At 41.6% G+C, this 24,342-nt stretch carries 21 protein-coding genes; 7 read left to right on the forward strand and 14 right to left on the reverse strand.

The genetic code is table 11. From position 1 onward, the window contains the following. Positions 1 to 3: 3 nt before the first annotated feature. The 12 genes from nuoM to B4237_RS09635 all read right to left on the reverse strand — a co-directional run bounded on the left by nuoM (position 4) and on the right by B4237_RS09635 (position 13,553). Positions 4 to 1,602: an NADH-quinone oxidoreductase subunit M gene (nuoM, locus tag B4237_RS09580; RefSeq protein WP_004881315.1), complete on the reverse strand. Its 1,599-nt coding sequence runs from the start codon at positions 1,600 to 1,602 to the stop codon at positions 4 to 6. 1 nt (position 1,603) lies between these two features. Then, entirely contained in the window at positions 1,604 to 3,499 is a 1,896-nt protein-coding gene (gene nuoL / locus B4237_RS09585) for an NADH-quinone oxidoreductase subunit L (protein WP_061393339.1), read from the reverse strand. Next, positions 3,496 to 3,804, reverse strand: coding sequence for an NADH-quinone oxidoreductase subunit NuoK (gene nuoK, locus B4237_RS09590; RefSeq protein ID WP_004881318.1), 309 nt, complete (start codon positions 3,802 to 3,804; stop codon positions 3,496 to 3,498). The genes nuoL and nuoK overlap by 4 nt, the downstream gene beginning before the upstream one ends. Then, positions 3,804 to 4,322 carry an NADH-quinone oxidoreductase subunit J gene (gene nuoJ / locus B4237_RS09595; protein WP_017196614.1) on the reverse strand — a complete coding sequence of 173 codons (519 nt, stop codon included), beginning with the start codon at positions 4,320 to 4,322 and terminating at the stop codon, positions 3,804 to 3,806. Before nuoJ ends, nuoK begins: the two co-directional genes overlap by 1 nt. Then, on the reverse strand, positions 4,322 to 4,864 hold the full coding sequence (gene nuoI / locus B4237_RS09600; protein ID WP_004881322.1) for an NADH-quinone oxidoreductase subunit NuoI: 543 nt from the start codon (positions 4,862 to 4,864) through the stop codon (positions 4,322 to 4,324). The genes nuoJ and nuoI overlap by 1 nt, the downstream gene beginning before the upstream one ends. Positions 4,865 to 4,882: 18 nt before the next feature. Next, a complete protein-coding gene (nuoH, locus tag B4237_RS09605) occupies positions 4,883 to 5,899 on the reverse strand; it encodes an NADH-quinone oxidoreductase subunit NuoH (protein WP_061393340.1) in 1,017 nt (338 codons plus the stop codon). A gap of 3 nt (positions 5,900 to 5,902) precedes the next feature. After that, a complete protein-coding gene (nuoG, locus tag B4237_RS09610; RefSeq protein ID WP_286942884.1) occupies positions 5,903 to 8,587 on the reverse strand; it encodes an NADH-quinone oxidoreductase subunit NuoG in 2,685 nt (894 codons plus the stop codon). 11 nt (positions 8,588 to 8,598) lie between these two features. Beyond that, positions 8,599 to 9,924: an NADH-quinone oxidoreductase subunit NuoF gene (gene nuoF / locus B4237_RS09615; RefSeq protein WP_004881327.1), complete on the reverse strand. Its 1,326-nt coding sequence runs from the start codon at positions 9,922 to 9,924 to the stop codon at positions 8,599 to 8,601. Next, positions 9,921 to 10,430, reverse strand: coding sequence for an NADH-quinone oxidoreductase subunit NuoE (nuoE, locus tag B4237_RS09620; RefSeq protein ID WP_004881330.1), 510 nt, complete (start codon positions 10,428 to 10,430; stop codon positions 9,921 to 9,923). Before nuoE ends, nuoF begins: the two co-directional genes overlap by 4 nt. Positions 10,431 to 10,442: 12 nt before the next feature. Beyond that, on the reverse strand, positions 10,443 to 12,230 hold the full coding sequence (nuoC, locus tag B4237_RS09625) for an NADH-quinone oxidoreductase subunit C/D (protein WP_061518379.1): 1,788 nt from the start codon (positions 12,228 to 12,230) through the stop codon (positions 10,443 to 10,445). An 87-nt stretch (positions 12,231 to 12,317) separates the two neighbouring features. Continuing rightward, positions 12,318 to 12,995, reverse strand: coding sequence for a NuoB/complex I 20 kDa subunit family protein (locus B4237_RS09630; protein WP_004881335.1), 678 nt, complete (start codon positions 12,993 to 12,995; stop codon positions 12,318 to 12,320). A 6-nt stretch (positions 12,996 to 13,001) separates the two neighbouring features. After that, complete coding sequence (locus tag B4237_RS09635; RefSeq protein ID WP_004881337.1) at positions 13,002 to 13,553, reverse strand: NADH-quinone oxidoreductase subunit A; 552 nt, start codon at positions 13,551 to 13,553, stop codon at positions 13,002 to 13,004. Between the two features lie 396 nt (positions 13,554 to 13,949). Here B4237_RS09635 and B4237_RS09640 point away from each other — a divergent pair, with 396 nt between their 5' ends. Both B4237_RS09640 and B4237_RS09645 read left to right on the forward strand, forming a co-directional pair. Next, a complete protein-coding gene (locus B4237_RS09640; RefSeq protein WP_286942886.1) occupies positions 13,950 to 15,368 on the forward strand; it encodes a GGDEF domain-containing protein in 1,419 nt (472 codons plus the stop codon). Between the two features lie 92 nt (positions 15,369 to 15,460). Further along, positions 15,461 to 15,817 carry a hypothetical protein gene (locus B4237_RS09645; protein WP_004881341.1) on the forward strand — a complete coding sequence of 119 codons (357 nt, stop codon included), beginning with the start codon at positions 15,461 to 15,463 and terminating at the stop codon, positions 15,815 to 15,817. Positions 15,818 to 15,850: 33 nt separating this feature from the next. On the opposite strand, the gene bfmS is transcribed toward B4237_RS09645, so the two are convergent. Both bfmS and bfmR read right to left on the reverse strand, forming a co-directional pair. Further along, positions 15,851 to 17,491 carry a sensor histidine kinase BfmS gene (gene bfmS, locus B4237_RS09650; protein ID WP_007480951.1) on the reverse strand — a complete coding sequence of 547 codons (1,641 nt, stop codon included), beginning with the start codon at positions 17,489 to 17,491 and terminating at the stop codon, positions 15,851 to 15,853. A gap of 111 nt (positions 17,492 to 17,602) precedes the next feature. Next, positions 17,603 to 18,319 carry a response regulator transcription factor BfmR gene (gene bfmR / locus B4237_RS09655; RefSeq protein WP_286942889.1) on the reverse strand — a complete coding sequence of 239 codons (717 nt, stop codon included), beginning with the start codon at positions 18,317 to 18,319 and terminating at the stop codon, positions 17,603 to 17,605. A 546-nt stretch (positions 18,320 to 18,865) separates the two neighbouring features. Between bfmR and B4237_RS09660 the strand changes: the two genes are divergently transcribed. From B4237_RS09660 to B4237_RS09680, 5 genes are all read left to right on the forward strand, one after another. Then, complete coding sequence (locus tag B4237_RS09660; protein WP_286942891.1) at positions 18,866 to 21,700, forward strand: ribonucleoside-diphosphate reductase subunit alpha; 2,835 nt, start codon at positions 18,866 to 18,868, stop codon at positions 21,698 to 21,700. A 247-nt stretch (positions 21,701 to 21,947) separates the two neighbouring features. Next, positions 21,948 to 22,214: a hypothetical protein gene (locus tag B4237_RS09665; RefSeq protein WP_286942893.1), complete on the forward strand. Its 267-nt coding sequence runs from the start codon at positions 21,948 to 21,950 to the stop codon at positions 22,212 to 22,214. A gap of 18 nt (positions 22,215 to 22,232) precedes the next feature. Next, a complete protein-coding gene (locus B4237_RS09670; RefSeq protein ID WP_286942895.1) occupies positions 22,233 to 22,361 on the forward strand; it encodes a preprotein translocase subunit YajC in 129 nt (42 codons plus the stop codon). 231 nt (positions 22,362 to 22,592) lie between these two features. Beyond that, on the forward strand, positions 22,593 to 22,811 hold the full coding sequence (locus B4237_RS09675; protein ID WP_286942897.1) for a hypothetical protein: 219 nt from the start codon (positions 22,593 to 22,595) through the stop codon (positions 22,809 to 22,811). 296 nt (positions 22,812 to 23,107) lie between these two features. Further along, positions 23,108 to 24,342, forward strand: a 1,235-nt coding sequence (locus tag B4237_RS09680) for a ribonucleotide-diphosphate reductase subunit beta (protein ID WP_286942899.1), incomplete at its 3' end; no start/stop codon positions are given.

The raw sequence follows: 24,342 nt of genomic DNA on the forward strand, positions 1-24,342 counted from the left end.
GATTTATTGCATCTCCACATGTTCAAGTTGAGTTGCAGCCTGTTGAACAGTTTCAACAACTTCTTGTACTGGCATATAACTATTTACTAACCATTGCATGCTTGAATGAGACATATCCAAGAATGTTTGTGGGTAAATACCTAACCAAACTAGACCAATCACACAGATCATCAAAATACCAACTTCACGCGCTGATAGATCTTTCAATGGACTTGTATAGTGCTGCTTTTGTTCTGGATTCGGCTCACCAAACAATGCTTTGTGAATCAGAATCAGACCATAAAGACCCGCAAATACCAAGCTCACTGCTGCAATGATAGTGAAAGCTGGGTAAGCTTTGAATGAACCCATAAGAATCAGGAATTCACCGATAAAGTTACCTAGACCTGGTACACCAACAAGTGCTGCAACAAAGAACATCAAGAAGAATGGTAAGTATTGAAGCTGACCACGTAAACCGCCCATTAAGCGTAAATCACGTGTATGTAAACGCTCATAAACTTGACCCGACATAATGAACAGTGCCGCAGATGACAAGCCATGTGCCAACATCATGATCATTAAACCTTGGAAAGTCAGTATATTACCTGCATAGATTGCAAGTAAGATGAAACCCATGTGCGAAATAGACGTGTACGCAAGTAAGCGTTTCATATCTGTTTGTTGGTACGCTAAGAATGCACCGTAGAAAATACCAATCAAGCCCAGAATAATTGCGATATCAGCAAATTGTGCTGATGCTGCTGGGAAGAATGGAATAACGAAACGAAGCAAACCATACGCAGCCGTTTTAATCAAAATACCTGCTAAATCCACAGAACCCGCTGTTGGTGCTTGCGCGTGCGCATCAGGCAACCAACCGTGTAATGGGAATACTGGTAATTTCACCGCAAAACCAATGAAGAAACACAGCATGAATGCATAAGCAACTTCAGGTGGTAAGTGGTTCGCAACAGCTAATAAATAGTTGTAATCAAAGCCGATCATACCTGTCATCATGTATCCATAGACAACAAGTCCTAAGATACCAATCAACATGATCAAACCAGCGATTTGAGTATATAAGAAGAATTTGGTAGCAGCGTAAACACGTGAACGACCATTCGACCCCTTATGACCCCATAACGCAATCAAGAAGTAGATTGGTACAAGCATCATCTCCCAGAAGAAGAAGAACAAGAATAAGTCAATCGCCAAGAATACACCGATTACCCCACCTAAACTCCAAAGGAGGTTTAAGTGGAAGAACCCAACATTCTTTTGGATCTCGCCCCATGAACAACCAACTGCAAGCACACCAAGTAATGCAGTGAGGAGCACCATAAGAAGAGATAAACCATCCACCGCTAAGTGAATGCTAATACCGAGAGTTTGAATCCAAGGAAGATGGAATTCTGCTGCCCAAGTTGGGACTTTACCGCCCAACTCGTAGCTATATGTACCGCTTTGCCAAAGTGCAATGCCCAAACCAAAGGTAATGAGCATACCGATTAAGGCAATCCAACGTGGTAGTTGTTGGTCGAATTTATCAACCAACCAACAAATAAAACCAGCAATGAAAGGAACTAAAATCAGTGCGGGTAAAATTAAATTGTTTTCCATTTTATTTCCCCACAACCTGAATAACGATCAAGATCATCAATAACACCACTACACCGAGTGACATGCTTGATGCGTATTCACGTAATGAACCTGTCTGACGTGAACTTGTAAAGCTATTTCCACCTTTCACGATTGCAGGAAGCACCAGCCATAAACCATCAACTGGATCACGACCTAAGATTTTAGCAATCAATAAATAAGGTTTTACAAATACGATGTCATACAAAGCATCAAAACCAAATGCTGTACGGCAGATATGTGCTAAACCAGAACCCAATGACGTTTGAGCAAAAGATTTAACCGCACCATAAGCAAAGGCAAATAAGAAAATACCAACTGCTAAACCAGCAAGTGCAATACCACTTGCTAAATGCTCAGCATGTGCAACAGCAGCTTCTAATGTTTCAGGAACAACAAAACTTGGAATACTTGCAGTCGTCAATAATTTTGCAACTGGCGCTTGAAGGAAATAGCCAATTCCTGTTGATAACACAGCAAGAATCGCAAGTGGTCCCCAATAAGTCACGCCATGAATCGCATGTGCATGCGTTTTCTCTTCGCCGAAGAATACCACCCAGATTAAACGGAAAGTATAGATAGACGTTAAGAATGCACCTGCAACACCAACCCAGTACAAAGTATTGTAAAGTGGAAGATTTGCAATTGTAGACTGTGCATATACGGCACCCAAGATCGCATCTTTAGAGAAGAAGCCAACAGTCACGATTGGAAGCGCGGCTAATGCACCACCACCGATCACAAAACACCAGAATACGAATGGAATCTTATGACGTAATCCACCCATTTTGAAAATGTTTTGTTCGTGATGACATGCCAAAATCACTGCACCTGAAGAAAGGAACAATAACGCTTTGAAGAATGCGTGAGCCAACATATGGAACAAACCAGCTTGATATGCTTCAGCACCCACAGCCATGAACATATAACCGAGCTGACTCATAGTTGAGTAGGCCAAGATACGTTTGATATCGGTTTGAACCAATGCCGCAAAACCAGCAACCAGTAAAGTTACAGCACCTGTAATCGAGATGAACTGCATTACTTCTGGTGCCATTTCCATCACAGAGAACATACGGCAGCATAAGTACACACCCGCTGTAACCATTGTTGCAGCATGGATCAATGCAGATACTGGTGTAGGACCAGCCATCGCATCAGCTAACCAAGTTTGTAATGGAATTTGCGCTGATTTCCCCGCCGCACCTAAGAACAACATCAATGCTGTCCAGATCGACAATGATGAGCTTTGCGTCATGACAGTTGCTGCATTTTCAACGATGTACTGTGTATTCAACGTACCAAATTGTTGATAGAGCAAGAACAATGCGATGAGTAAAAATACGTCACCCACACGTGTTACTGTAAATGCTTTGATTGCTGCCCAACCATTTGCAGGGTTAGAGTAGTAGAAACCAATCAATAGATATGAGCACAGACCAACACCTTCCCAACCTAAGAACAATAACGCTAAGTTATCGCCCAATACCAACAACAACATGCTGGCAACGAATAGGTTGAAATAAGAGAAGAAACGCGCATAACCTTCTTCACCACGCATATACCATGATGCGAAAATATGAATCAGGAAACCCACACCTGTGATCATGCCTGTCATGAGTAATGACAAACCATCCAAATGTAAACTGATACCTGGCTCAAAACCGCCAACACTGAACCAAGTCCAAAGGTGTTGAACAAACACTGCTTCGCCACTGTTGGTAAATGCAATACCCGCAATTAAAGCAAATAGAGCAGATAAACCAACTGAACCCACACCAATAATAGCGGCTACATTTTCAGAAAGTTTGTCACGCCCTGCCGCTAACAGGATAAAACCAATGAGCGGAAATAAAACGGTTAAATATAATGTACTCATCCGCGCATCTCACTAGCAGCATCCACATCCAAGTGATGGAAGCGATGATAAAACTGAAGGACGATCGCAAGACCGATACACGCCTCTGCAGCAGCAAGCGTCAGAATCAAGATGAACATGATTTGTCCATCTGGCTGCGCCCAAACGCTACCCGCTAAAACAAATGCTAACGCAGCAGCATTCATCATCACTTCGAGGCTCATAAGCATAAATAAAAAGTTACGTCGTACCATTACACCGTAAAAACCCAGTGCAAAAAGGATGGTCGCAACGATCAAACCATGTTCTAAAGGGATGTGTCCCATTATTCTTTATCCTCTTCTGCACCTGGTTCACGTTTGCCTAAGTGAAATGCTGCAACAAGTGCTGCAAGCAATAACATCGCGGCAACTTCTACCAATAATAGATAGTGAGTAAATAGTGCTTGGCCGACTGCTTTAGGCCCAACAATTTCTGTACCCATAGGTGCAGAAATTGTGGTGTATTCACCGCCTAGCATCCATACCAAAATCAAGCCTAAAATGAAGCTCAACATTGCTGGATAAGCCCAAGCATCCGAAGACAACCATTTGCTTTCTTGTTCAATCGTATCTTGTCCAAGATTCAACATCATGACAACGAAGACGAATAAGACCATGATCGCACCAGCATAAACAATGATCTCAAGCGCAGCCGCAAACGGCGCGCCCACGATCATGAAAATACCTGCAACAGCAAGAAGTGAAACGATCAAACTTAAAAGTGCATGCACAGGATTCGTATTGGTTACAACACGAACTGTTGAAACGATGGCCACGAGCGCCATCAAATAAAATGGCCACATCATGGTAATAAGCTCCGTACATCAACTGGTGCACTTTCTTTCTGTGCTTGACCTTTTTCTTTACCGCTAACCGCCATACCTGTTACACGGTAGAAGTTGTAGTCAGGATATTTACCCGGTCCAGAGATAAGTAAGTTTTCTTTCTCATAAACTAAGTCTTGACGTACATATTCACCAAGTTCGAAATCTGGTGTGAGCTGAATTGCAGTTGTTGGACATGCTTCTTCACACATACCGCAGAAAATGCAGCGTGAGAAGTTAATGCGGAAAAACTCTGGATACCAACGTCCATCTTCTTTTTCCGCTTTTTGTAATGAAATACAGCCAACTGGGCAAGCAACCGCACAAAGGTTACATGCCACGCAACGCTCTTCACCATCAGGATCACGCGTTAAGATAATGCGACCACGATAGCGTGGTGGAACAATTTGTTCAGCCGGTACTTCTGGATATAAAATCGTGTCACGTTTACGCGTTACATGGCTAAACACCATCCATAACGAACGAACAATCGATCCGAATCCAGCTAGAATTTTATACATTTTGTACTCCCTGCTGTCCTAGGCCTGATTCATCAGAATCACAGCACCAGTCACCAACAAGTTGACCAACGCCAATGGCAAACACACTTTCCAACCAAAGTTCATGACTTGATCATAACGAGGACGCATTAACGAACCACGCGCCAAGACAAACATCATTACAAAGAATGCTGTTTTAATCACGAACCAGAATACTGGTGGAACAAATGGAATTTCTAAGTTAAATGGTGCAAGCCATCCGCCGAAGAATAAAGTCACGATCAAAGCTGAGATCAAAACAACGTTGACGTATTCCGCAACGAAGAACATCCCCCACTTCATACCACCATATTCAACATGGTAACCTTCGGCCAACTCTTGCTCAGCTTCTGGTTGGTCAAATGGATGACGGTGAGTCACAGCAACACCAGCAACCACGAAGATTAAGAAACCTAAGAATTGCGGAACGATGAACCACATATCACGTTGTGCTTCAACGATTTCACGAAGGTTAAATGAACCTGCGATTGCAACCACACCCATCAACGAGATACCCAAGAACACTTCATAAGAAATGGTTTGAGCAGCCGAACGAAGACCACCGAGTAATGAGTATTTGTTGTTTGAAGACCAACCACCAAATAACACCGCATAGACTGCGATACCCGCCATTGCCATAAAGAACAATAGGCCGATACTCATATCAGCAACACCTAGTGTAGGACTCACTGGGATGACCATGAATGAGAGTACAGCAGTTGCCATCGCAACTGCTGGTGCTAAACGGAAAGTGAGCTTGTCAGCAAACTTTGGTGTCCAGTCTTCTTTAAACATGATCTTGAGCATGTCGGCAACGATCTGGAACATACCACCCGGACCAACACGGTTCGGACCGTAACGGTCTTGCCATAATGCTAACAGACGACGCTCAATGAATGACATCAAAGCAGCAACCAAAACCACCACAAGCAAGATCACAATGGCTTGAATCACTGAATAAGCAATTGGCCAATTTTCAGCCCAAAGTGGCGTTTGACGTATAATTTCTTGATTCATGAATTACACTCCTACCGCCACAGACACTGGCTCTGCCAATGAAACTGTTGGTGCTAAACCAATTGGATAACCAATATAGCCTGTTGGTAAATATTCAATCACTTGCACAGGTAAACTGATGCTAGTTTCGCCCGCTTGAACTGTAATTCGTTGACCATCTTGAACATTTAAACGTGTCGCATCTTGTTCACCCACCGCAAACATCGCTTCAGGAATACGAGATTCCATCGCAGGTGTTTTAATGGTGAATTCGCCAGAACCAAAAATATGGTGCATTGGTACAAGACGGAAGCTTTCAGGATTCACAACAACAGCCGACGGTGCTACATAGCTACGTGCAGGACGTTTTGCTAAGCGATCAAATAGACGTACACCTGAATCACCACCTTTTAAGTGACCACCCACCTCATCTTGGTATTTGTTCCAAGCTTGAGGAGAGTTCCAACCCGCAGACCATGCGAATGGTACTAATGAAGATGCTGTCTGATTACCCACATAACCTTCCATAGAGAACGTTAATGCTGAATCTGGATCAGTCGGTTGTTTTGGTTCATGAATCGATAAAGGCGCACGAATTGCTGTACGACCAGAATAACGGCGTGGTTCACGTGCAATTTTCAAACCGTGAATACGATAGCCAGCATCTGGAGCAACATCTTCAATTGCAGCAAGCACAGGAACATTTTTCACGATGTCTTCAATGACATCGTCCAACAATGTCCAATCGACTGCTTTGCCTTTAAGACCCGTCTCAACGGCATGTAACCAGCGCCATGATTCTTTGATCGCATATTCAGGCTTGTAATAGCTTGGGTCATACACTTGATAGAAACGTTGCGCACGACCTTCTTGGCTCACAACAGTACCATCACCTTCAGCAAAGCTTGCAGCAGAAAGTACGATATCAGCAAGTTTCAAAGTCTCAGTTTCACTATGATCCAAAACGATCACAGTTTGAGCTTTATCAAATGCAGCTTGAACTTGAGCAACTGGCAAACGACGCGTTAAGTCATTTTCTACAACAACGACTGCATCATAATCTAGTGCAAAAGCTTGTTCTAGGCTTAAACCACCGAACAATGCCAAGCCCATTGTGTTCACTTCAGGAACAGTCAATGACAAGCCCGCATTTTCACCTAGATTCTGTGCAACTTGTGCAGCTGCTTCCATAATCGCTGGATCTTGTAAGCTTGTACCAGAGATAATCAATGGCTTTTTCGCTGCTTTCAACGTATCCGCAATGGTTTGAGCAAATGCTTTTGCATCATCAGCTAGGCCAGCAAGTGACTCACCTTTAACCGCAGCAGCAACAGCAAAACCTAAACGTGCAATATCGTTTGGCGATGCGACGACTTCACCCGTTGCTACATCTGCTAAACGAGTTTGCGTAGCCGCAAGGATATAAATTGGAGATTTTGCATCTTGACCAATACGTTGTACAGGTTCAGCTAACCAGTCTGGCGTACGTGTTGCAGCCGCCATTTCTTTGGCTTTATTTTTCGCCGCTTGACGTACTGACAAAGCCATACGTGGTGCAGTTTGCGTTAAGTCTTCACCTAAGATCAATACCGCATCATAGCTTTCAATTTCACGCATGTTCGGGTTATAAATACCCTGCGTTTGCATGATTGATGCAGCTAGCTCAGCCAAGTTCTGCTCTTTTTGAGACATCCCTGTTGAGTAGTTGTCTTGTCCAACCAATTCGCGAAGTGCGTAGTTTGATTCCAAGCTTGCTCGTGGAGAGCCAATACCTAGCACTTTTTTGCCTTGAAGCTGTGCAATCACTTGATCAAGTGCTTGATCCACAGTCACAGTAGCAACAGTTTCACCATTACGGAATTGTGGTTGACGTGGACGATCTTCACGGTTGACATAACCCACACCGAAACGACCTTTATCACAAAGGAAGTATTGGTTTACAGAGCCATTGAAACGGTTTTCAACACGACGGATTTCACCATAGCGTTCACCCGGAGAGATGTTACAACCAGAAGAACAACCATGACATACGCTTGGTGCATATTGCATATCCCACTTACGGTTATAACGTGCTGAATGTGTTTTATCCGTGAATACACCTGTTGGGCAAACTTCAGTCAAGTTACCAGAGAATTCAGATTCTAAAGTACCTGATTCTGGACGACCAAAGTAAACACGTGAAGCATTGGCATATACACCAAAGTCCGTGCCACCCGCATAGTCTTTGTAGTAACGCACACAACGATAACAAGCGATACAACGGTTCATCTCATGCGCAATGAACGAACCTAACTCTTGGTTATAGTGAGTACGCTTCGTAAAGCGATAGCGACGACGGTCGTGCTGAGTCATTACCGTCATATCTTGTAAATGACAGTGACCACCTTCTTCACACACTGGACAGTCATGTGGGTGATTCGTCATCAAGAATTCAACGATCGACGCACGGAAATCCGTTGCTTCTTTGTCTTCAATCGAGATATAGGTATTGTCAGCAGCGGGTGTCATACATGACATCACCAAACGTCCACGTGTGTCCTCAGGATTTGCATACTGAGTCACCGCACATTGACGACAAGAACCAACAGAACCTAAGGATGGGTGCCAACAAAAATACGGGATGTCGATGCCAAGGCTAAGACATGCTTGTAGCAAGTTTTCTGTGCCGTTGACTTCATACGATTTTCCATCGACATGAATTGTAGCCATAGTCGAATTCCTTAAGCTTGTTCTACGTCTAGAGCTGGAGCATGGGTTTTAACCTTTGCCTCAAACTCGCTACGGAAATATTTAAGTGCGCCCATAAGCGGCTCCATCGCACCTGGTGCGTGAGCACAGAAAGTTTTACCGATCCATAATTTACGAGTCAGTTCTTGTAAATGGTCGATATCTTCTTTCTTACCTTCGCCTGTTTCGAGTGCTTTAAGCGCTTTCACTGCCCAAGGTAAACCATCACGGCATGGTGTACAGAAACCACAAGATTCACGCGCAAAGAATTCTTCTAAATTACGTGTAGCAGAAACCATACATTGAGTTTCATCAACAACCATCAACAAACACGTACCTAGACGTGAACCTGCTTTCATGATGCTTTCAGCATCCATAGGCAAGTCAATATGTTCAGCCGCTAAGAAATCTGTTGATGCACCACCCGGTAACCATGCTTTCAACGTTAAACCGTCACGCATACCGCCCGCATGATCTTCAATCACTTCGCGCGCAGTTGTACCAAAAGGTAGTTCCCAAAGTCCTGGGAATTTTACTTTGCCAGAAGCACCGTAAATCTTAGTACCTGGGTCTTTAGATTTATGTGCTGATAAGTTGATGTACCACTCTGGACCACGCAACATAATTGCAGGCAAGTTATTGTAGGTCTCAACGTTGTTTACAATCGTTGGGCGACCCCATGCCCCTGCAACTTGCGGGAATGGTGGCTTAGTACGCGGGTTCGCACGACGGCCTTCCAATGAGTTGATCAATGCCGTTTCTTCACCACAGATATAACGACCAGCACCTGTGTGAACATGCATATCAAAGTTCCAGCCTGTTCCAAGGATGTTGTCACCCAAGTAACCTTTGGCACGGATTTGCTCTAATGCTTCATTTAAGTATTGAGCAGCTTCAACATATTCACCACGGATAAAGATATAACCTTGAGTTGCCTCTAAGGTATAACCTGCAATCAGCATGCCTTCGATCAATTGATGAGGAAGTTTTTCCATCAACAAACGGTCTTTAAAAGTACCTGGTTCCATTTCATCGGCATTACAGATCAAATAGCGTGGACCACCATCATTTGGTGCCATCAATGACCATTTAATCCCTGCTGGGAAGCCTGCACCACCACGACCTTTGACCGTTGCAGCTTTAATGACTTCAAGCACGTCTTTTGGTGGCATGCTTAGGGCTTTTTTAAAGCCAGCATAACCTTCAAGTGCTTCGTAGTCATCAGCAGCGCGAACGTGTTCTTGTTTGCTCAAACGCCAAGTCAGCGGATGAGTTTCTGGATTACCGTCGCCATAAATTGGTTTTGGTTCAGTATTCATACATACTTCTCCAATAACTGTTTAACTGATGATACGTCTACAAGACCATGCGTATCCTCATCAATCATTAATGTTGGACCTTTGTCACAGTTGCCTAGACAGCAAATTGGGAGCAAGGTAAAACGACCATCTGCTGTGGTTTGTCCATACTGGATACCCAACTCACGCTGAAATGCTTCAGCTAAAGTTTCTGCACCCATCAAGAAGCATGCAATTGAGTCACACAATAGAATTACATGGCGGCCAACTGGTTGACGGTAGATACGGTTATAGAAGGTTGCAACACCTTCAAGATCCGCCACGCTCATAGTCAACAACTGCGCAATTGCATTCATTTGTGCATCATCTACCCAACCATTACGGCGTTGTACACACTTCAATGCATCCAAAGAGGCTGCGCGTGGGTACGGATAGTGACCAATGTGATGTTCAATTTCATGAATTTCGTCAGCAGTCAAAATTCCTTCAACATTCACACGTGGTTTTTTATCAGTCAAAATCATCATAATCGTTTACCCCTAGCGATCCACGTCAGCCATAACCACGTCAATGGTTGCTAAGTAAATGATCAAATCAGATACCAAGCTGCCGTTAATCACGGAAGGAATTTGCTGTAAGTGTGTGAACGTTGGTGTACGAATACGGGTACGATAGCTCATTGTTGACTTATCTGATGTGAGGTAATAGGTACTTGCACCCTTCACCACTTCAGTCATAAATGATGCTTCACCCGCAGGCATTACAGGGCCCCATGACACGCTTAAGAAGTGCGTAATCAAGGTTTCAATATCTTGTAATGTCTTATCTTTCGGTGGTGGAACTGCCAATGGATGATCCGCTTTATATGGACCAGAAGGCATATTATCCAAACACTGCTGAATGATTTTTAATGATTCAGTAATTTCACGGAAGTGAACCAAGACACGAGCATAAGCATCGCCTTCATATTCCACTGGAATATCAAAGTCGAAGTTTTCATAGCCACTGTATGGACGATATTTACGAACATCAAAATCAATACCTGTCGCACGTAAACCAGTACCTGTAATACCCCATGCCAACGCAGATTTTGCATCGTATTGCGCAACATTGCGGGTACGACCAATAAATACTGAGTTTTTAAGCGCAGCGGTATAGTACTCATTTAAGCGTTTCGGCATCCACTCCAACAGTTCCTTAACTAACTTTTGCCAGTTATTTGGAAGGTCGTGTGCTGTACCACCGATACGGAACCATGCTGGGTGCATACGGTAACCCGTAATCGCTTCAACGATGTCATAGACTTTTTGACGGTCAGCGAACATGTAGAATACAGGGGTCATACCACCCGCATCCTGAATTGCTGTACCACAGTAAAGTAAATGGTTGTTGATACGGAATAATTCGTTCAACATCACACGAATCACTTGTGCACGTTCAGGCACTTTAATCCCTGCAAGTTGCTCAACTGCCATAACGTATGGCATGTTTTGCGCACAACCACCAAGATAGTCGACACGATCCGTATAAGGAATGAATGAATGCCATGTTTGACGTTCAGCCATCTTTTCCACGCCACGGTGGTGATAGCCAATATCAGGCACACAGTCTTTAACTTCTTCGCCATCTAGCTGTAAAACGATACGGAACGCACCATGTGCAGATGGGTGGTTAGGACCTAAGTTCAAGAACATGAAGTCTTCGTCATCGTTCCCGCGTTTTAGACCCCAGTCTTCTGGCACAAAGCGTAAATGTTCTTGTTCGAAATCTTGCTTCGCTTGGTCTTGCATATACGGGGTATATTCTGTCGCACGCGCAGAATATTCTTTACGTAAAGGATGACCTTCCCAATAAGTTGGTAGCAAGATACGACGGAGCATTGGATGCCCTGCGAAATCAATACCGAACATATCGTATGCTTCACGTTCGTACCAGTTAGCATTTGGCCAAATATTGGTTGCAGTTGGAATGCTTAAATCATTTTCATTCAATGCAACTTTAATACGAATGTCACTATTACGCTCTAACGATAATAAGTGATAGAACACAGTGAAATCAGATGCTGGTAACCCGTCACGATGAACACGTAAACGCTCATCAACAGCAGACAAGTCAAACAACATCACATAAGGACGTTCCACTTTACGGAGGAACATGAGGACTTCTTGCACGCGTGCGCGCTCAACCCAGACTGTTGGAAACTCTTCAAAAGTCGCCTGCACGTAGAAATTCTCACCAAATTTGGTTTTGAGCTCTTCTACGATTGCAAATGCTGGGCGTGAATCAACTTGCGTTGATTCTGGCATAGCAATGTCAGTTTCAGCCATTGGCTTGGCTTCCTATTTAATACAAATTCTGGCAATTTTTTCGATGACCATATTCATCACGAATATGTCAAAAACTCATCGTTAAAATTATTTAATTTCATCCATAGAGCGTAGGTTTTTCACCGCAATACGATCAGCATTTTTACGATCACGTTCTGGCATCATCTTTGGCTTATACACAGGCTGAAGATCATCACCAATAACGGCTGAAAGTGGACGGCGCTCTAATTGAATTTGGTCTTGAAGTAACATCAATGCTTGGATTAATGCTTCTGGACGAGGTGGACAACCCGGGATGTACACATCAACAGGAATGATTTTGTCTACACCTTGAACCACAGAATAGATGTCGTACATACCACCAGAGTTAGCACAAGCACCCATTGAAATCACCCATTTAGGCTCAAGCATTTGTTCATACAAACGTTGAATTACAGGTGCCATTTTGACAAAGCAGGTTCCTGCAACGATCATCAAATCCGCTTGTCGTGGTGAAGCACGAATAACCTCAGCACCGAAACGTGACAAGTCATGTACGCCTGTTAATGTCGTTGCATACTCAACGTAGCAGCAAGATGTACCAAAGTTAAATGGCCACAAAGAGTTTTTACGCCCCCAGTTCACTGCTGTATGCAACACATCTTCAAGACGTGTCATCATCACGCTTTTATTAACTTCTTCCTCAAGAGGATCAGTTACGATTTGACGATCTTGTAATGGATATTGATCGGCATCCGGATTCGCACGGGTTAAAGTATATTTCATCCCGACTTACTCCTGTTCAGATGATGATGTAGTCGGTGTTTTAGATTTAACACGACCAGAAGACTGTGCTGGAATATGACCAGTAGGATCGACAACCAACTCTTCAATGTTATTGAATCGAGTAATGTCAGCAATATTCATATTTGGCGAACCGATATTCGTTTTAATACCAGCCGCTTTACGACGATCAGAAGGTGCCCAGTTCAGCGCGCCAGTTGAAAGTTCATAAATCAGACCAATTAATAAAACGAGAATAAAGACTGCAGCAGTTGCAAAACCAACCCAACCAACTTCACGTACTGAAGTTGCCCAGGCATAGAGATAGAGGGCTTCTAAATCGAAAACCACAAAGAAAATTGCAACTAAATAGAATTTGGCTGACAAGCGGATACGAGCACCGCCCGCACTAACTACACCTGATTCAAACTGCTCTTGCTTTGCACGTCCCCATGCTTTACCCCCTAGGAGTAAGGGAACAGTGAGCATAAAAACGCAAAGAAATGTAACGCCGATCACGAAGGCAATAATTGCCCAATCGTATGGAGTAATGGCACTCATGCGGGGATAACTCCTGGCAGGCCTATTTTTAACAAAGAATGTATGTATTGGCCTTCAAATACACCAAACACAAAATTAATCCCGCCAATTGTACCTGATTTCTAATTTCTCATGCTAGTTGAAGCGCTTTAGTCTTTCGGATGATTTTGTCCATAAATTTGTGGATATATCCAAGATCACTGTTAATTCGCCCCTAAAAATCGAATAATCAAATCAAATGCACAATATTGATCATTTTTTTCTTTATTCATGCATTAAAAACATTCTTATTTTATAGCCAATGTTCAAAAATCTGGCGCGATGAACTAAATCACTGCATTAATATAAATTTATGATGAAATTTTGAACAAAATTTATATAATAGCCAACCTTATCCACCCATAGAAATACGTCAGGATGTCACGAGCGAACCTTGCGTTAAAACCACAATCATTTTTCCAACTATTTGCACTCTTTACTGGGGTCATTCTGCTTTGCTGTCTGCTTGGGATTGCCACACGTCATCTCACTTTTCTTGCTTCATTTTGGCCAGCAAACTCTGTATTTCTTGGGTTATTAATTCGATTTCCACAAACCCGCCATCCAATTAGTTTTATCGGTGCTGCGGTAGGTTATCTTCTGGCAGATGCGTTACAAGGTACGCCTTTTTTATTAAATATATGCCTAAACTCGGCCAACTTGGTTTATGTCATCACCACACTAACACTTTATATAAAGTTTAATTCCTACATCCGTTCGATGCATCAAGGCTACTTTTATTTAACCTTATTTAGCTTTTGCTGTATTGGTGGTTTAGCAAGTTCGTTGTTTGCGGCAAGTACACTTCCATATATGAATACTCAATTTTCTTTAGGTTCATTTTGGATAGATTTTGGTTATTGGTTTACCGCTGAAATTCAAAACGCACTATTGCTTTTACCCGCAATCATCAGTGCGCCACGTTTTTCAGAATTCAAGCAACAACTTATTGAGTTTAAAACACAAACTGTTCAAGAAAGCCTCCCCCTATTTGCCGTTATTTTTTCTATTGCTGTAGGTTATTATGACAATGGCCCCGGCTCACTTCTTTACCCAATAGCTGCACTGATTTGGTGTGCACTTCGCTATCGTCATTTTTCAGTTGCTATTATCACTTCGATAAGCTGTGCTTTTGTGATTTACCATGTATCGCAAAACTATCTACTACTTTATCCAGAACAATATCTCAACAATACGATTTCCATTCGCCTTGGATTAATTATGATGACGATCGCTCCTTTGACCGTCTCCAGCATCAATATGGTTCGAAGCAAATTGATTCAAGAGCTACAACATACCATTGCTCATGATGAGTTAACGTCAAGCTTAACACGTCGCCAGTTTCTACAGTCTGTGCAACTCTTACAGCACCAAGCATCCAATGCTTCGCAAACCACTGCTTTTCTAATGCTAGATATTGATCACTTCAAACAAGTGAATGATAACTATGGCCATCAAGCAGGAGATCTCGCACTACAAAGTTGTGTGCAAAATATTCAAGCACTGTTAGCTCCAAATGATTTACTGGGACGATTAGGAGGTGAAGAGTTTGCAATATTTATTACCGATACAAATCCTGAAGCAGTTTATCAATGTGCTGAACGTATTCGTCAACAAGTCAGTAACACCCCTATTCAACTCGACAAAAAACAGCAGTTTTCTATTCAACTCAGTATCGGAATTTGCATTTGCACACCTGAAAATCAACATTCGATTGAGCAATTATTTAAACAAGCAGACGATGCGCTTTATCAAGCAAAACGACAAGGTCGTAACCAAGTCGTATTTTCGACATAATATGTTGCAATTCAGCTACATGGTTTAATTAACTTTATACACTGCTGGCCGAATAGATGAGTATTCTAAAAGAAGCAAACAAGGAGAAAAATATGCATCTAGAATACACACATGACTCAGATTATTTCTTTTTTTCACAGCTCTTGATGCGTCACGTTGAAAGTTATATCCGAAAACATCCTGATGCTGACAATGCGATTTTCGACTTAAGAGATATATACGAAGTTTTTAGAGAGGATTTTGCTGCGACAACGACAAATCTTGAAGGTATTCTGAATATTGCTGATGCGTATAAAGTAGAAACACTGAATGGTGACACGGCACTTATTGAAAAATATAAAATTGATATTAAGAACAATGCACTACTCATTGACTTTAATGCAGATGCGCTAAAAAACTTAAAGTCTGGCCATCCATTGATAGAACCAGACTCTTCGGTGCAAGAATAGTAAGCTTTTGATCAAAACCCCAATATTGGGGTTTTATTTTTTCACATGCTGTTTATAACGTTTTGCTGGCCATGTCATGATAAATCGAGCACCACCGAGGTTAGGACTTTGATCCACTTGGATTTCACCACCAAACCAATATGCAATTCGACTTACAATCGATAAACCTAGTCCATAACCGCCAGAAGCACGGGTTCGACTATCATCTAAACGTGCAAAGGCTTCAAAGATCCGCGCTCGCTCTTGCTCAGGAATCCCAGGACCATCATCTTCAACGCATACATAAGCCTTGCCATCAGCACGAATACCGCCACTAATGCGAACTTTATTGTCACAATAGCGCACCGCATTTCCAACGAGATTCTGCACAACACGATGCAGATAACGTCGCTCAGCATCAACTCGCAATGATAATGGCGGTGCAATCAACTCGATTTCTTTTTGAGTTTTCAATGCTTCCGTTTCCATCGCAACTTGATCAAGCACTTCCACCAAGACAATATCTTCAATATCAAGTGATGGTGTCCCTTGTTCTAGCTTGGCATAGGTCATGATTTCATCAATCAAAGTATTTAAAGCTTCAATGTCTTTATCAATCATATCGACTTGTTGAATACGATAACTATAGTCATCTTCCTCAGCCAACATTTCCATACCAAAACGAATACGGGCAACAGGTGTCCTTAACTCATGTGATACCGCACGCATTAATTCTCGTTGTGCTTCGATCAAACGCTGGATATGATCTGACATGTTGTTATAACTTGACGCCAAATTTGCCATTTCATCCGTACCCTCAATAGGTACACGCAATGAAAGATCTCCAGACTTCATTTTATTCAAGGCATAACGCACCTGACGAATCTTACGCTCAAGCGGTAAAATCAAACCATATACACCAAGACTCAATAAGAACAAGCTAAATAAGGTAATACCAGCTGAAAGTTGGAACGGCATCCAATTAAACATTGGAACTGGACCGAGTATCAGCACTTGGGCAGGATGATTTGGCATTGGTGAAACAATCGAGATCGTCGTACCACGCACAGTTGCACTATCTTTATATAGAAGCACACTTTGATCTTGACGCAGACGACCAATTTGCTCTGAATCTAAATTGATATCTCGAATATTTGCAATTTCAATTGGATAGTAGAAATGCTTTTTGATTTTGGCTAAATATTCTCGTTCTTGTCCCGGATAAAAAATCAAATAATCCAGCACAAAAATTGGCAGCGCCTTCATTTGACGCTCACCGATCTTATCTACTTTGATATAAATAAAATGCTCTGGATCATCTTTCAATCCAATAATGATATAACCAATACCATTATTTGCATCGTAGCGAACCACCGATTTTTGCTCAGCAATTCGTTTCTTCTCCGTACGAGAAAGTTCTACACGCTCAGCGCCAACATAATAGATCGGCAGTTCCAACAAATCAGAAGCATCTGAGATCCAATCTAATTTTTGTTGTTTTTCTGGCTGACGAGATACCCCCTCACTGATGACATAGGAAATACCATCTGTAAGAGACTCGCGATATTCTTGCGCTCTTTGGTAGTTAATGATTTGCACCAACAAATAACAAAATGCGGCAACCACAACAACCAATACCACCAACCCAGCATAAATACGCAAGAATATGCTGTTTTTAAGTACTCGACTCACCATAAGGTAAATAGTTCCAAGCTAATTTTGAATCACCCCTCACCTCCCACTGATCAAGGGAGGTAAGCTTTTCTTTGAAAAGTACGGCGTGATTAAAGCTCTGAAGAATGAGATTTACATCCCGTTGGTTTCTTTAACGAATAAATAACCTTTACTACGCACTGTTTTAATACGCTTTGGATTTTCTGGGTCGTCACCAATTTTTGGACGAATACGAGAAATACGAACATCGATTGAACGATCTTGACCATCGTATTCAATACCGCGTAAACGTTCAAAGATATCTTCACGAGATAAAATACGACCAGCGTTTGAAGCTAATAACCATAATAAGTCATATTCAGCACTTGTGAAGTCTACTAAATCGCCATTTAACGTTACTGAGCGACCACCGTTATCAATGACAAGATCGTCAAACTCGATACGCTGTGCAACTTCATCTTCTACAGTTTTGTCTGTACGACGCAATAATGCACGAATACGTGCGAGCAATACACGCGGTTGAACAGGCTTAGCAACATAGTCATCTGCACCCATTTCTAAACCAAGTACCTGATCCATATCTTCAGTACGTGCAGTAAGCATCAAGATCGGTTGGTGATAATGTGGACGAACTTCTCGACAAACGGTTAAACCATCTGCACCCGGTAACATCACGTCTAGCACCACTAAATCTGGTTGCTCACTAATAATGCGACGAATGGCACGATTACCATCAGTTTCAACCCCAACTTCTAAACCGTTACGGACCAAATACTCTTGTGTTAAGCGTGCTAAACGTTCGTCATCTTCAACGATCAAAATCTTCGGTAACTTTTCTTCTTGGCTCATTTGTTTGCCCCTACAATTGGAGAGAATCTATCTATAAAAATCTGACAGATACATTGGTTTATGATTTGCAATATACACACGTTTACATTGTAAACAAGTAGGCGTTCACCAAACTGATACACGCCTACATAGTTTTGTTATATTTTTATTAAAATTATGAATTTTAATATATTTTTCTGTTTTTACAGCTACTTTTAAATAGGATGAATATTGAGTATAAATTTTGTACCAGTATTAAACAATTTGTTTCTTATCTATCCAAAAATAATTTAAGTGTTTGTTTTTTGAGTTATCCACAGAGTTATCTATAAGCCTTTTTTAACTGCTTTGATATGCTATGTGCCTGTGAATTCAGCAGTTAAGACATGAAAAAAACTTTACCAAAATGTCAAGGATTGATCTGCTGCCAAAAATCCCGTATCTTGTGTTGAAAATAAACTTTAACCACTAAGTATTGTGTTTATCCCTCAAACATCGTGGCATACTTTTTGCTCGATTCAAACGGTCCATGAACATAAAAATAGATGATAATGGAGCTATGCTGACATGAGCATCATCACTTCTACTCCTGGCCAACTTCAGGTCATTAAGCGCACCGGTGAGATTGCGACATTTAATGCCGAGAAAATTTCTGTTGCGATTGGGAAAGCATTTTTAGCCGTTGAAGGTCAACAAGGTACTGACTCTAGTCGTATCCATGACCGTATCTCTCAACTCACAGAGAGGGTTATGAACACTTTCAACCGCCGTTTACCTTCTGGCGGTACGATTCATATTGAAGAAATTCAAGATCAAGTTGAGTTAGCGCTGATGCGTACTGGCGAACAAAAAGTTGCTCGTGCATACGTCATTTATCGTGAACAACGTGCATCTGCTCGTCAGCAAGCAGGCGCAAACCACCATCCAACATTACAAATCACTGACAGCAATGGCCAGCTCCAGCCATTAGATCTTGATGCGTTGACTGCAACCATCCAGACTGCAAGTGAAGGTTTGGAAGGTATTGATGTTCAAGCGATCGTTGATGAGACCGTTAAAAACTTATATAACGGCGTAAAAGAAAGCGATATCGCGACGACCATGATGATGGCGACCCGTACGCGTATCGAACAAGAGCCAAACTATACTTATGTGACTGCACGTTTATTATCAAATGAATTGGTGAGCACAGGTCTTGAGTTCTTAGGTCTACCTTCAGATACACTTGAAGGTAATGCTTTAGAAACTTTCTTAAAGAAAGGTATCGAGCTTGATTTACTTTCAGAAGATTTGCTGAATTTCGACCTTGCTAAATTAGCAGCTGCGATCAAACCAGAACGCTCAAACCAGTTTACCTATTTAGGTCTACAAACTTTATTTGACCGTTACTTCATCCATTCAAATGGCGTGCGTTTTGAATTACCACAATTATTCTTTATGCGTGTCTCAATGGGTCTTGCGCTCAATGAAGAAAATAAAGAAGACCGTGCAATCGAATTCTATGACTTATTGTCTAGCTTCGACTATATGGCTTCTACGCCTACCCTGTTTAACTCAGGTACATTACGCCCACAATTATCAAGCTGTTATTTAACAACTATTGGTGATGACCTGTATGACATTTACGGTGCAATGCGTGATAACGCAATGCTATCAAAATGGGCAGGCGGTTTAGGAAATGACTGGACACCTGTTCGTGCGTTGAACTCTTATATCAAAGGCACAAACGGCAAGTCTCAAGGTGTTGTTCCATTCCTTAAAGTTGCCAATGATACAGCTGTTGCGGTAAACCAAGGTGGTAAGCGTAAAGGTGCAGTATGTGCATACTTAGAAACTTGGCACTTAGACGTTGAAGAATTCCTAGAGCTGCGTAAAAACACGGGTGATGACCGTCGTCGTACACACGATATGAATACTGCAAACTGGGTTCCAGACTTATTCATGCAACGTGTGTTTGAAGATGCTGAGTGGACATTATTCACGCCTTCAGAAGTACCTGATCTTCACGATCTAACTGGTGCTGAGTTTGCTGAGCGCTATACACACTATGAAGCTGTAGCAAAAGAACAAAACATGCTACATAAGAAAGTACGTGCAAAAGATTTATGGCGCAAAATGCTTTCAATGTTGTTTGAAACTGGTCATCCATGGATCACATTCAAAGACGTATGTAACTTGCGTTCACCACAACAACACGTTGGTGTAGTTCATTCATCGAACTTGTGTACAGAAATCACTTTAAATACAAACCAAGATGAAATCGCGGTATGTAACTTAGGTTCGATCAACCTTGTACAACACGTTCAAGGTGGTGTGTTAGATCGTGAGAAATTAGCTCGCACGATTAAAACAGCAGTACGTATGCTCGATAACGTCATCGACATTAACTACTATGCTGTACCACAAGCGAAAAACTCAAACATGAAACACCGCCCAGTGGGTATGGGTATCATGGGCTTCCAAGATGCACTTTATGAAATGGGCATCGCTTATGGTTCAGATGCAGCTGTTGATTTCGCTGACGAATCGATGGAAGTGATTAGCTATTACGCAATCGAAACTTCAAGCAACCTTGCGATCGAACGTGGTTCTTATTCAACATTCAAAGGTTCATTGTGGGATCAAGGGATTCTTCCAATCGACTCTTTAGAGCTTGTTGCAAAATCTCGTCCAGAGCGCATGTTTGAAGTTGACCGTACACAACGTTTGGACTGGGACAGCTTACGTTCTAAAGTTCAAAAAGATGGTATGCGTAACTCAAATGTGATGGCAATTGCACCTACAGCAACTATTTCAAACATTTGTGGTGTGTCTCAATCTATTGAGCCAACATTCCAAAACTTATATGTGAAATCGAACCTTTCTGGTGAGTTCACTGTGATCAACCCTTATCTTGTTCGTGCATTAAAAGAACGTGGTCTTTGGGACACAGTGATGGTGAATGACCTAAAACACTTCGAAGGCTCAGTACAAAAGATCGCGCGTATTCCTGAAGAATTAAAAGCAATCTTTGCAACTGCGTTTGAAGTGGATACGCGTTGGATCGTAGATGCTGCTTCACGTCGTCAGAAGTGGATCGACCAAGCACAGTCGCTTAACCTTTACATCGCTGGTGCAAATGGTAAGAAACTTGACATCACGTATAAGATGGCATGGTTACGTGGTCTTAAAACGACTTACTACCTCCGAGCTTTGGGTGCGACATCTGCTGAGAAATCAACAATCAATACGGGTGCATTAAATGCTGTTAAACCAGCATCTGTTGAAGCACCTGTGGTTGCAGCTCAAGCAGTTGAAGACAAAAAACCAGAAGTTCAAGCTGAAGAAGATGGTTTTACTACAGCGGCTCCAGTACCAATGGCATGTTCAATCGACAATCCAGATTGTGAAGCTTGTCAGTAAATAAAATATTTAGTTGTGGTTATACAAGATAATCACAACTATTTTTAAATCATGCATCTTCTACAGCATAATTTAAAATTTTAGACATAAAAAAAGGGAATCCTTCTACAGATCCCCTCTTTAGTCTAAGAAGCGAGTTCTTCGACATATTGCTTCGCTAAAAGCAGGTGAATAATCGCCTGATCTTGCAATATCGTCAAGGACTTTTAAGTAAAAAACTGTCCAAACAATATGCGAGGCAAGCGAAATGACAGTATATTCGGTAAGTTACGATCTAAATAAATCAGGTCAAAAGTATGATGAATTAATCAAAGAAATAAAAAGCTTTGATGGATGGTGTCATGCTATGGATTCATATTGGTTTGTTTGTTCCAGTCAATCAGCAGCCCAAGTCTACGAACGACTTAGAAAGCATACTGATGACAATGATGATCTTTTTGTCATGCAAACATCAAAAGAATGTCAAGGATGGTTATCAAAAACTGTCTGGGAATGGATAAACAAACATATATAATATTATTAGGAAAAGCCCATGCTCCATATGACTCATAACTACATGTTAGCACTCGCGGTTTTGGTCTTTTCCTTTGTTTTCTTTTATATACCAATGGTTTATGCATTTATTACCATTCGCAATCAACAACGTAGACAAAACAAATAATTTTAAAATTAATGAATTATTTCTTTTGGTTATGGATAAGAAATTACTCTTTAAATATCCAAAATGAGAAAGGGAAACACCGCGTCAACGATGCTTCCCTTTTCCCAAAAGACAATTAGGTTATCTTTTGGGCGATGACTATTCTTACGAAACAGCTAGGGAATATTCTGAACTAGTTTACAGCCATCGTCAATTTTACCTCTTTTTAAATCCACCTAATGAGGATAAATCATGGTTACAAAAGTTGGCAGAGATGCCCGTACAGGACAATTTATTACCGTTAATGAAGCTGAAAGAAGACCATCAACAACCACTGTTGAAACATTACCTTCGACAAAGCCTTCTAACACATTCCAAGTTAGACGAGATGCTCGTACTGGGCAATTCATTACTGTTAATGAAGCTCGTCGTCGTCCAAGCACAACGGTTGTTGAAAATATCCCCAAATAGTTTTCTTTAAAAAAGGAAAAAACCTCGATTTCTATCGGGGTTTTTGTGCTAAAAAATTAAAAGTAAATAATTAATTTTATTGAAATTTTCAATAAAAAAACAAATAAATAAAACCCCCAAAAAAACAGATAAATATATTAAATCTAATTTTATTTTATCAAACTAAGGACTTTCTTCCCTATCAAAATTTCAATATCAAAACTACAATAGAGGAAGTTTTAAAGCATATAAGTTCCACAATCTTTCTGTTTTTTCATTAAGGGTTAATGTGGAATCATAATTATTGAGGAAACCATATGTCTATCCTTAGTTGGGACGATTTTGAAGATGATTCGCAAAAACCGACTACACCTGAACACAAGTCTACGTCCCTCGACTCGCAAAAAACGGTTAATACGCAGGTGGTATCTGATGCAGAGCCATCATCGCCGCGTGTGGCAGCTGCACAACCCGCTGGAACCGATTCCGTGCGATCAACAAATCCAACCAATTCGTTGGCTCGAGCATCTGAAGCCTTAGAACATTTAGATGTTGCACCTGGTTTAGAAGAACTCGAAATGGGCGCACAGCGTGTTCAAGTTGATGATAAAGCAATGATCAACTGTCGTGCGGACTTGAACCAACTTGTTCCATTTAAATACGAGTGGGCTTGGCAGAAATACCTAGACGGATGTGCAAACCACTGGATGCCACAAGAAGTCAACATGAACCACGATATCGCACTTTGGAAGTCTGAAAATGGCTTAACCGAAGATGAGCGTACGATCATCATGCGTTCTTTAGGTTTCTTCTCGACTGCGGACTCGTTAGTTGCAAACAACTTGGTATTGGCTATTTACCGCCATATTACGAATCCTGAATGTCGTCAGTACATCTTGCGTCAAGCATTTGAAGAAGCGATTCACACACATGCTTACCAATACTGTATCGAATCTTTGGGCATGGACGAAGGCGAAGTCTTCAACATGTATCGTGAAGTTCCATCTGTTGCGCGTAAAGCAGCTTGGGGCTTGAAATATACACAGTCTTTGAGTGATCCAACTTTCCACACAGGCACGCCTGAGAACGATCAAATTTTACTTCGTAACTTGATCGCGTTCTATTGTGTACTTGAAGGTATCTTCTTCTACTGTGGTTTTACTCAAATCTTGAGTATGGGTCGCCGTAACAAGATGAATGGTGTTGCTGAGCAATTCCAATACATCTTACGTGATGAATCAATGCACTTGAACTTTGGTATCGACATGATCAACCAGATCAAGATCGAGAACCCTCACTTGTGGACAGCGACTTTCCAACAAGAAGTGATTCAAATGATTCTTGAAGGTACAATGCTTGAGATCGAATATGCACGCGATACAATGCCGCGTGGCGTATTGGGTATGAATGCAAGCATGATGGAAGAATACTTGAAGTTCATCTGTAACCGTCGCTTGTCTCAGCTTGGTTTACCAGAGCAATTTGCTGGTGTAACAAACCCATTTGCATGGATGTCTGAGATGATGGACTTGCGTAAAGAGAAGAATTTCTT

The sequence above is a fragment of the Acinetobacter sp. UBA6526 genome (genome assembly GCF_002434875.1).
Classification (GTDB): Bacteria; Pseudomonadota; Gammaproteobacteria; order Pseudomonadales; family Moraxellaceae; genus Acinetobacter; species Acinetobacter venetianus.

What these genes read in the sequence shown, in the direction of transcription:
- nuoM (WP_004881315.1), bottom strand. Translation starts at nt 1,602, where the DNA reads ATGGAAAACAATTTAATTTTACCCGCACTGATTTTAGTTCCTTTCATT.
- nuoL (WP_061393339.1), bottom strand. Translation starts at nt 3,499, where the DNA reads ATGAGTACATTATATTTAACCGTTTTATTTCCGCTCATTGGTTTTATC.
- nuoK (WP_004881318.1), bottom strand. Translation starts at nt 3,804, where the DNA reads ATGGGACACATCCCTTTAGAACATGGTTTGATCGTTGCGACCATCCTT.
- nuoJ (WP_017196614.1), bottom strand. Translation starts at nt 4,322, where the DNA reads ATGTGGCCATTTTATTTGATGGCGCTCGTGGCCATCGTTTCAACAGTT.
- nuoI (WP_004881322.1), bottom strand. Translation starts at nt 4,864, where the DNA reads ATGTATAAAATTCTAGCTGGATTCGGATCGATTGTTCGTTCGTTATGG.
- nuoH (WP_061393340.1), bottom strand. Translation starts at nt 5,899, where the DNA reads ATGAATCAAGAAATTATACGTCAAACGCCACTTTGGGCTGAAAATTGG.
- nuoG (WP_286942884.1), bottom strand. Translation starts at nt 8,587, where the DNA reads ATGGCTACAATTCATGTCGATGGAAAATCGTATGAAGTCAACGGCACA.
- nuoF (WP_004881327.1), bottom strand. Translation starts at nt 9,924, where the DNA reads ATGAATACTGAACCAAAACCAATTTATGGCGACGGTAATCCAGAAACT.
- nuoE (WP_004881330.1), bottom strand. Translation starts at nt 10,430, where the DNA reads ATGATGATTTTGACTGATAAAAAACCACGTGTGAATGTTGAAGGAATT.
- nuoC (WP_061518379.1), bottom strand. Translation starts at nt 12,230, where the DNA reads ATGGCTGAAACTGACATTGCTATGCCAGAATCAACGCAAGTTGATTCA.
- B4237_RS09630 (WP_004881335.1), bottom strand. Translation starts at nt 12,995, where the DNA reads ATGAAATATACTTTAACCCGTGCGAATCCGGATGCCGATCAATATCCA.
- B4237_RS09635 (WP_004881337.1), bottom strand. Translation starts at nt 13,553, where the DNA reads ATGAGTGCCATTACTCCATACGATTGGGCAATTATTGCCTTCGTGATC.
- B4237_RS09640 (WP_286942886.1), top strand. Translation starts at nt 13,950, where the DNA reads ATGTCACGAGCGAACCTTGCGTTAAAACCACAATCATTTTTCCAACTA.
- B4237_RS09645 (WP_004881341.1), top strand. Translation starts at nt 15,461, where the DNA reads ATGCATCTAGAATACACACATGACTCAGATTATTTCTTTTTTTCACAG.
- bfmS (WP_007480951.1), bottom strand. Translation starts at nt 17,491, where the DNA reads ATGGTGAGTCGAGTACTTAAAAACAGCATATTCTTGCGTATTTATGCT.
- bfmR (WP_286942889.1), bottom strand. Translation starts at nt 18,319, where the DNA reads ATGAGCCAAGAAGAAAAGTTACCGAAGATTTTGATCGTTGAAGATGAC.
- B4237_RS09660 (WP_286942891.1), top strand. Translation starts at nt 18,866, where the DNA reads ATGAGCATCATCACTTCTACTCCTGGCCAACTTCAGGTCATTAAGCGC.
- B4237_RS09665 (WP_286942893.1), top strand. Translation starts at nt 21,948, where the DNA reads ATGACAGTATATTCGGTAAGTTACGATCTAAATAAATCAGGTCAAAAG.
- B4237_RS09670 (WP_286942895.1), top strand. Translation starts at nt 22,233, where the DNA reads ATGCTCCATATGACTCATAACTACATGTTAGCACTCGCGGTTTTGGTC.
- B4237_RS09675 (WP_286942897.1), top strand. Translation starts at nt 22,593, where the DNA reads ATGGTTACAAAAGTTGGCAGAGATGCCCGTACAGGACAATTTATTACC.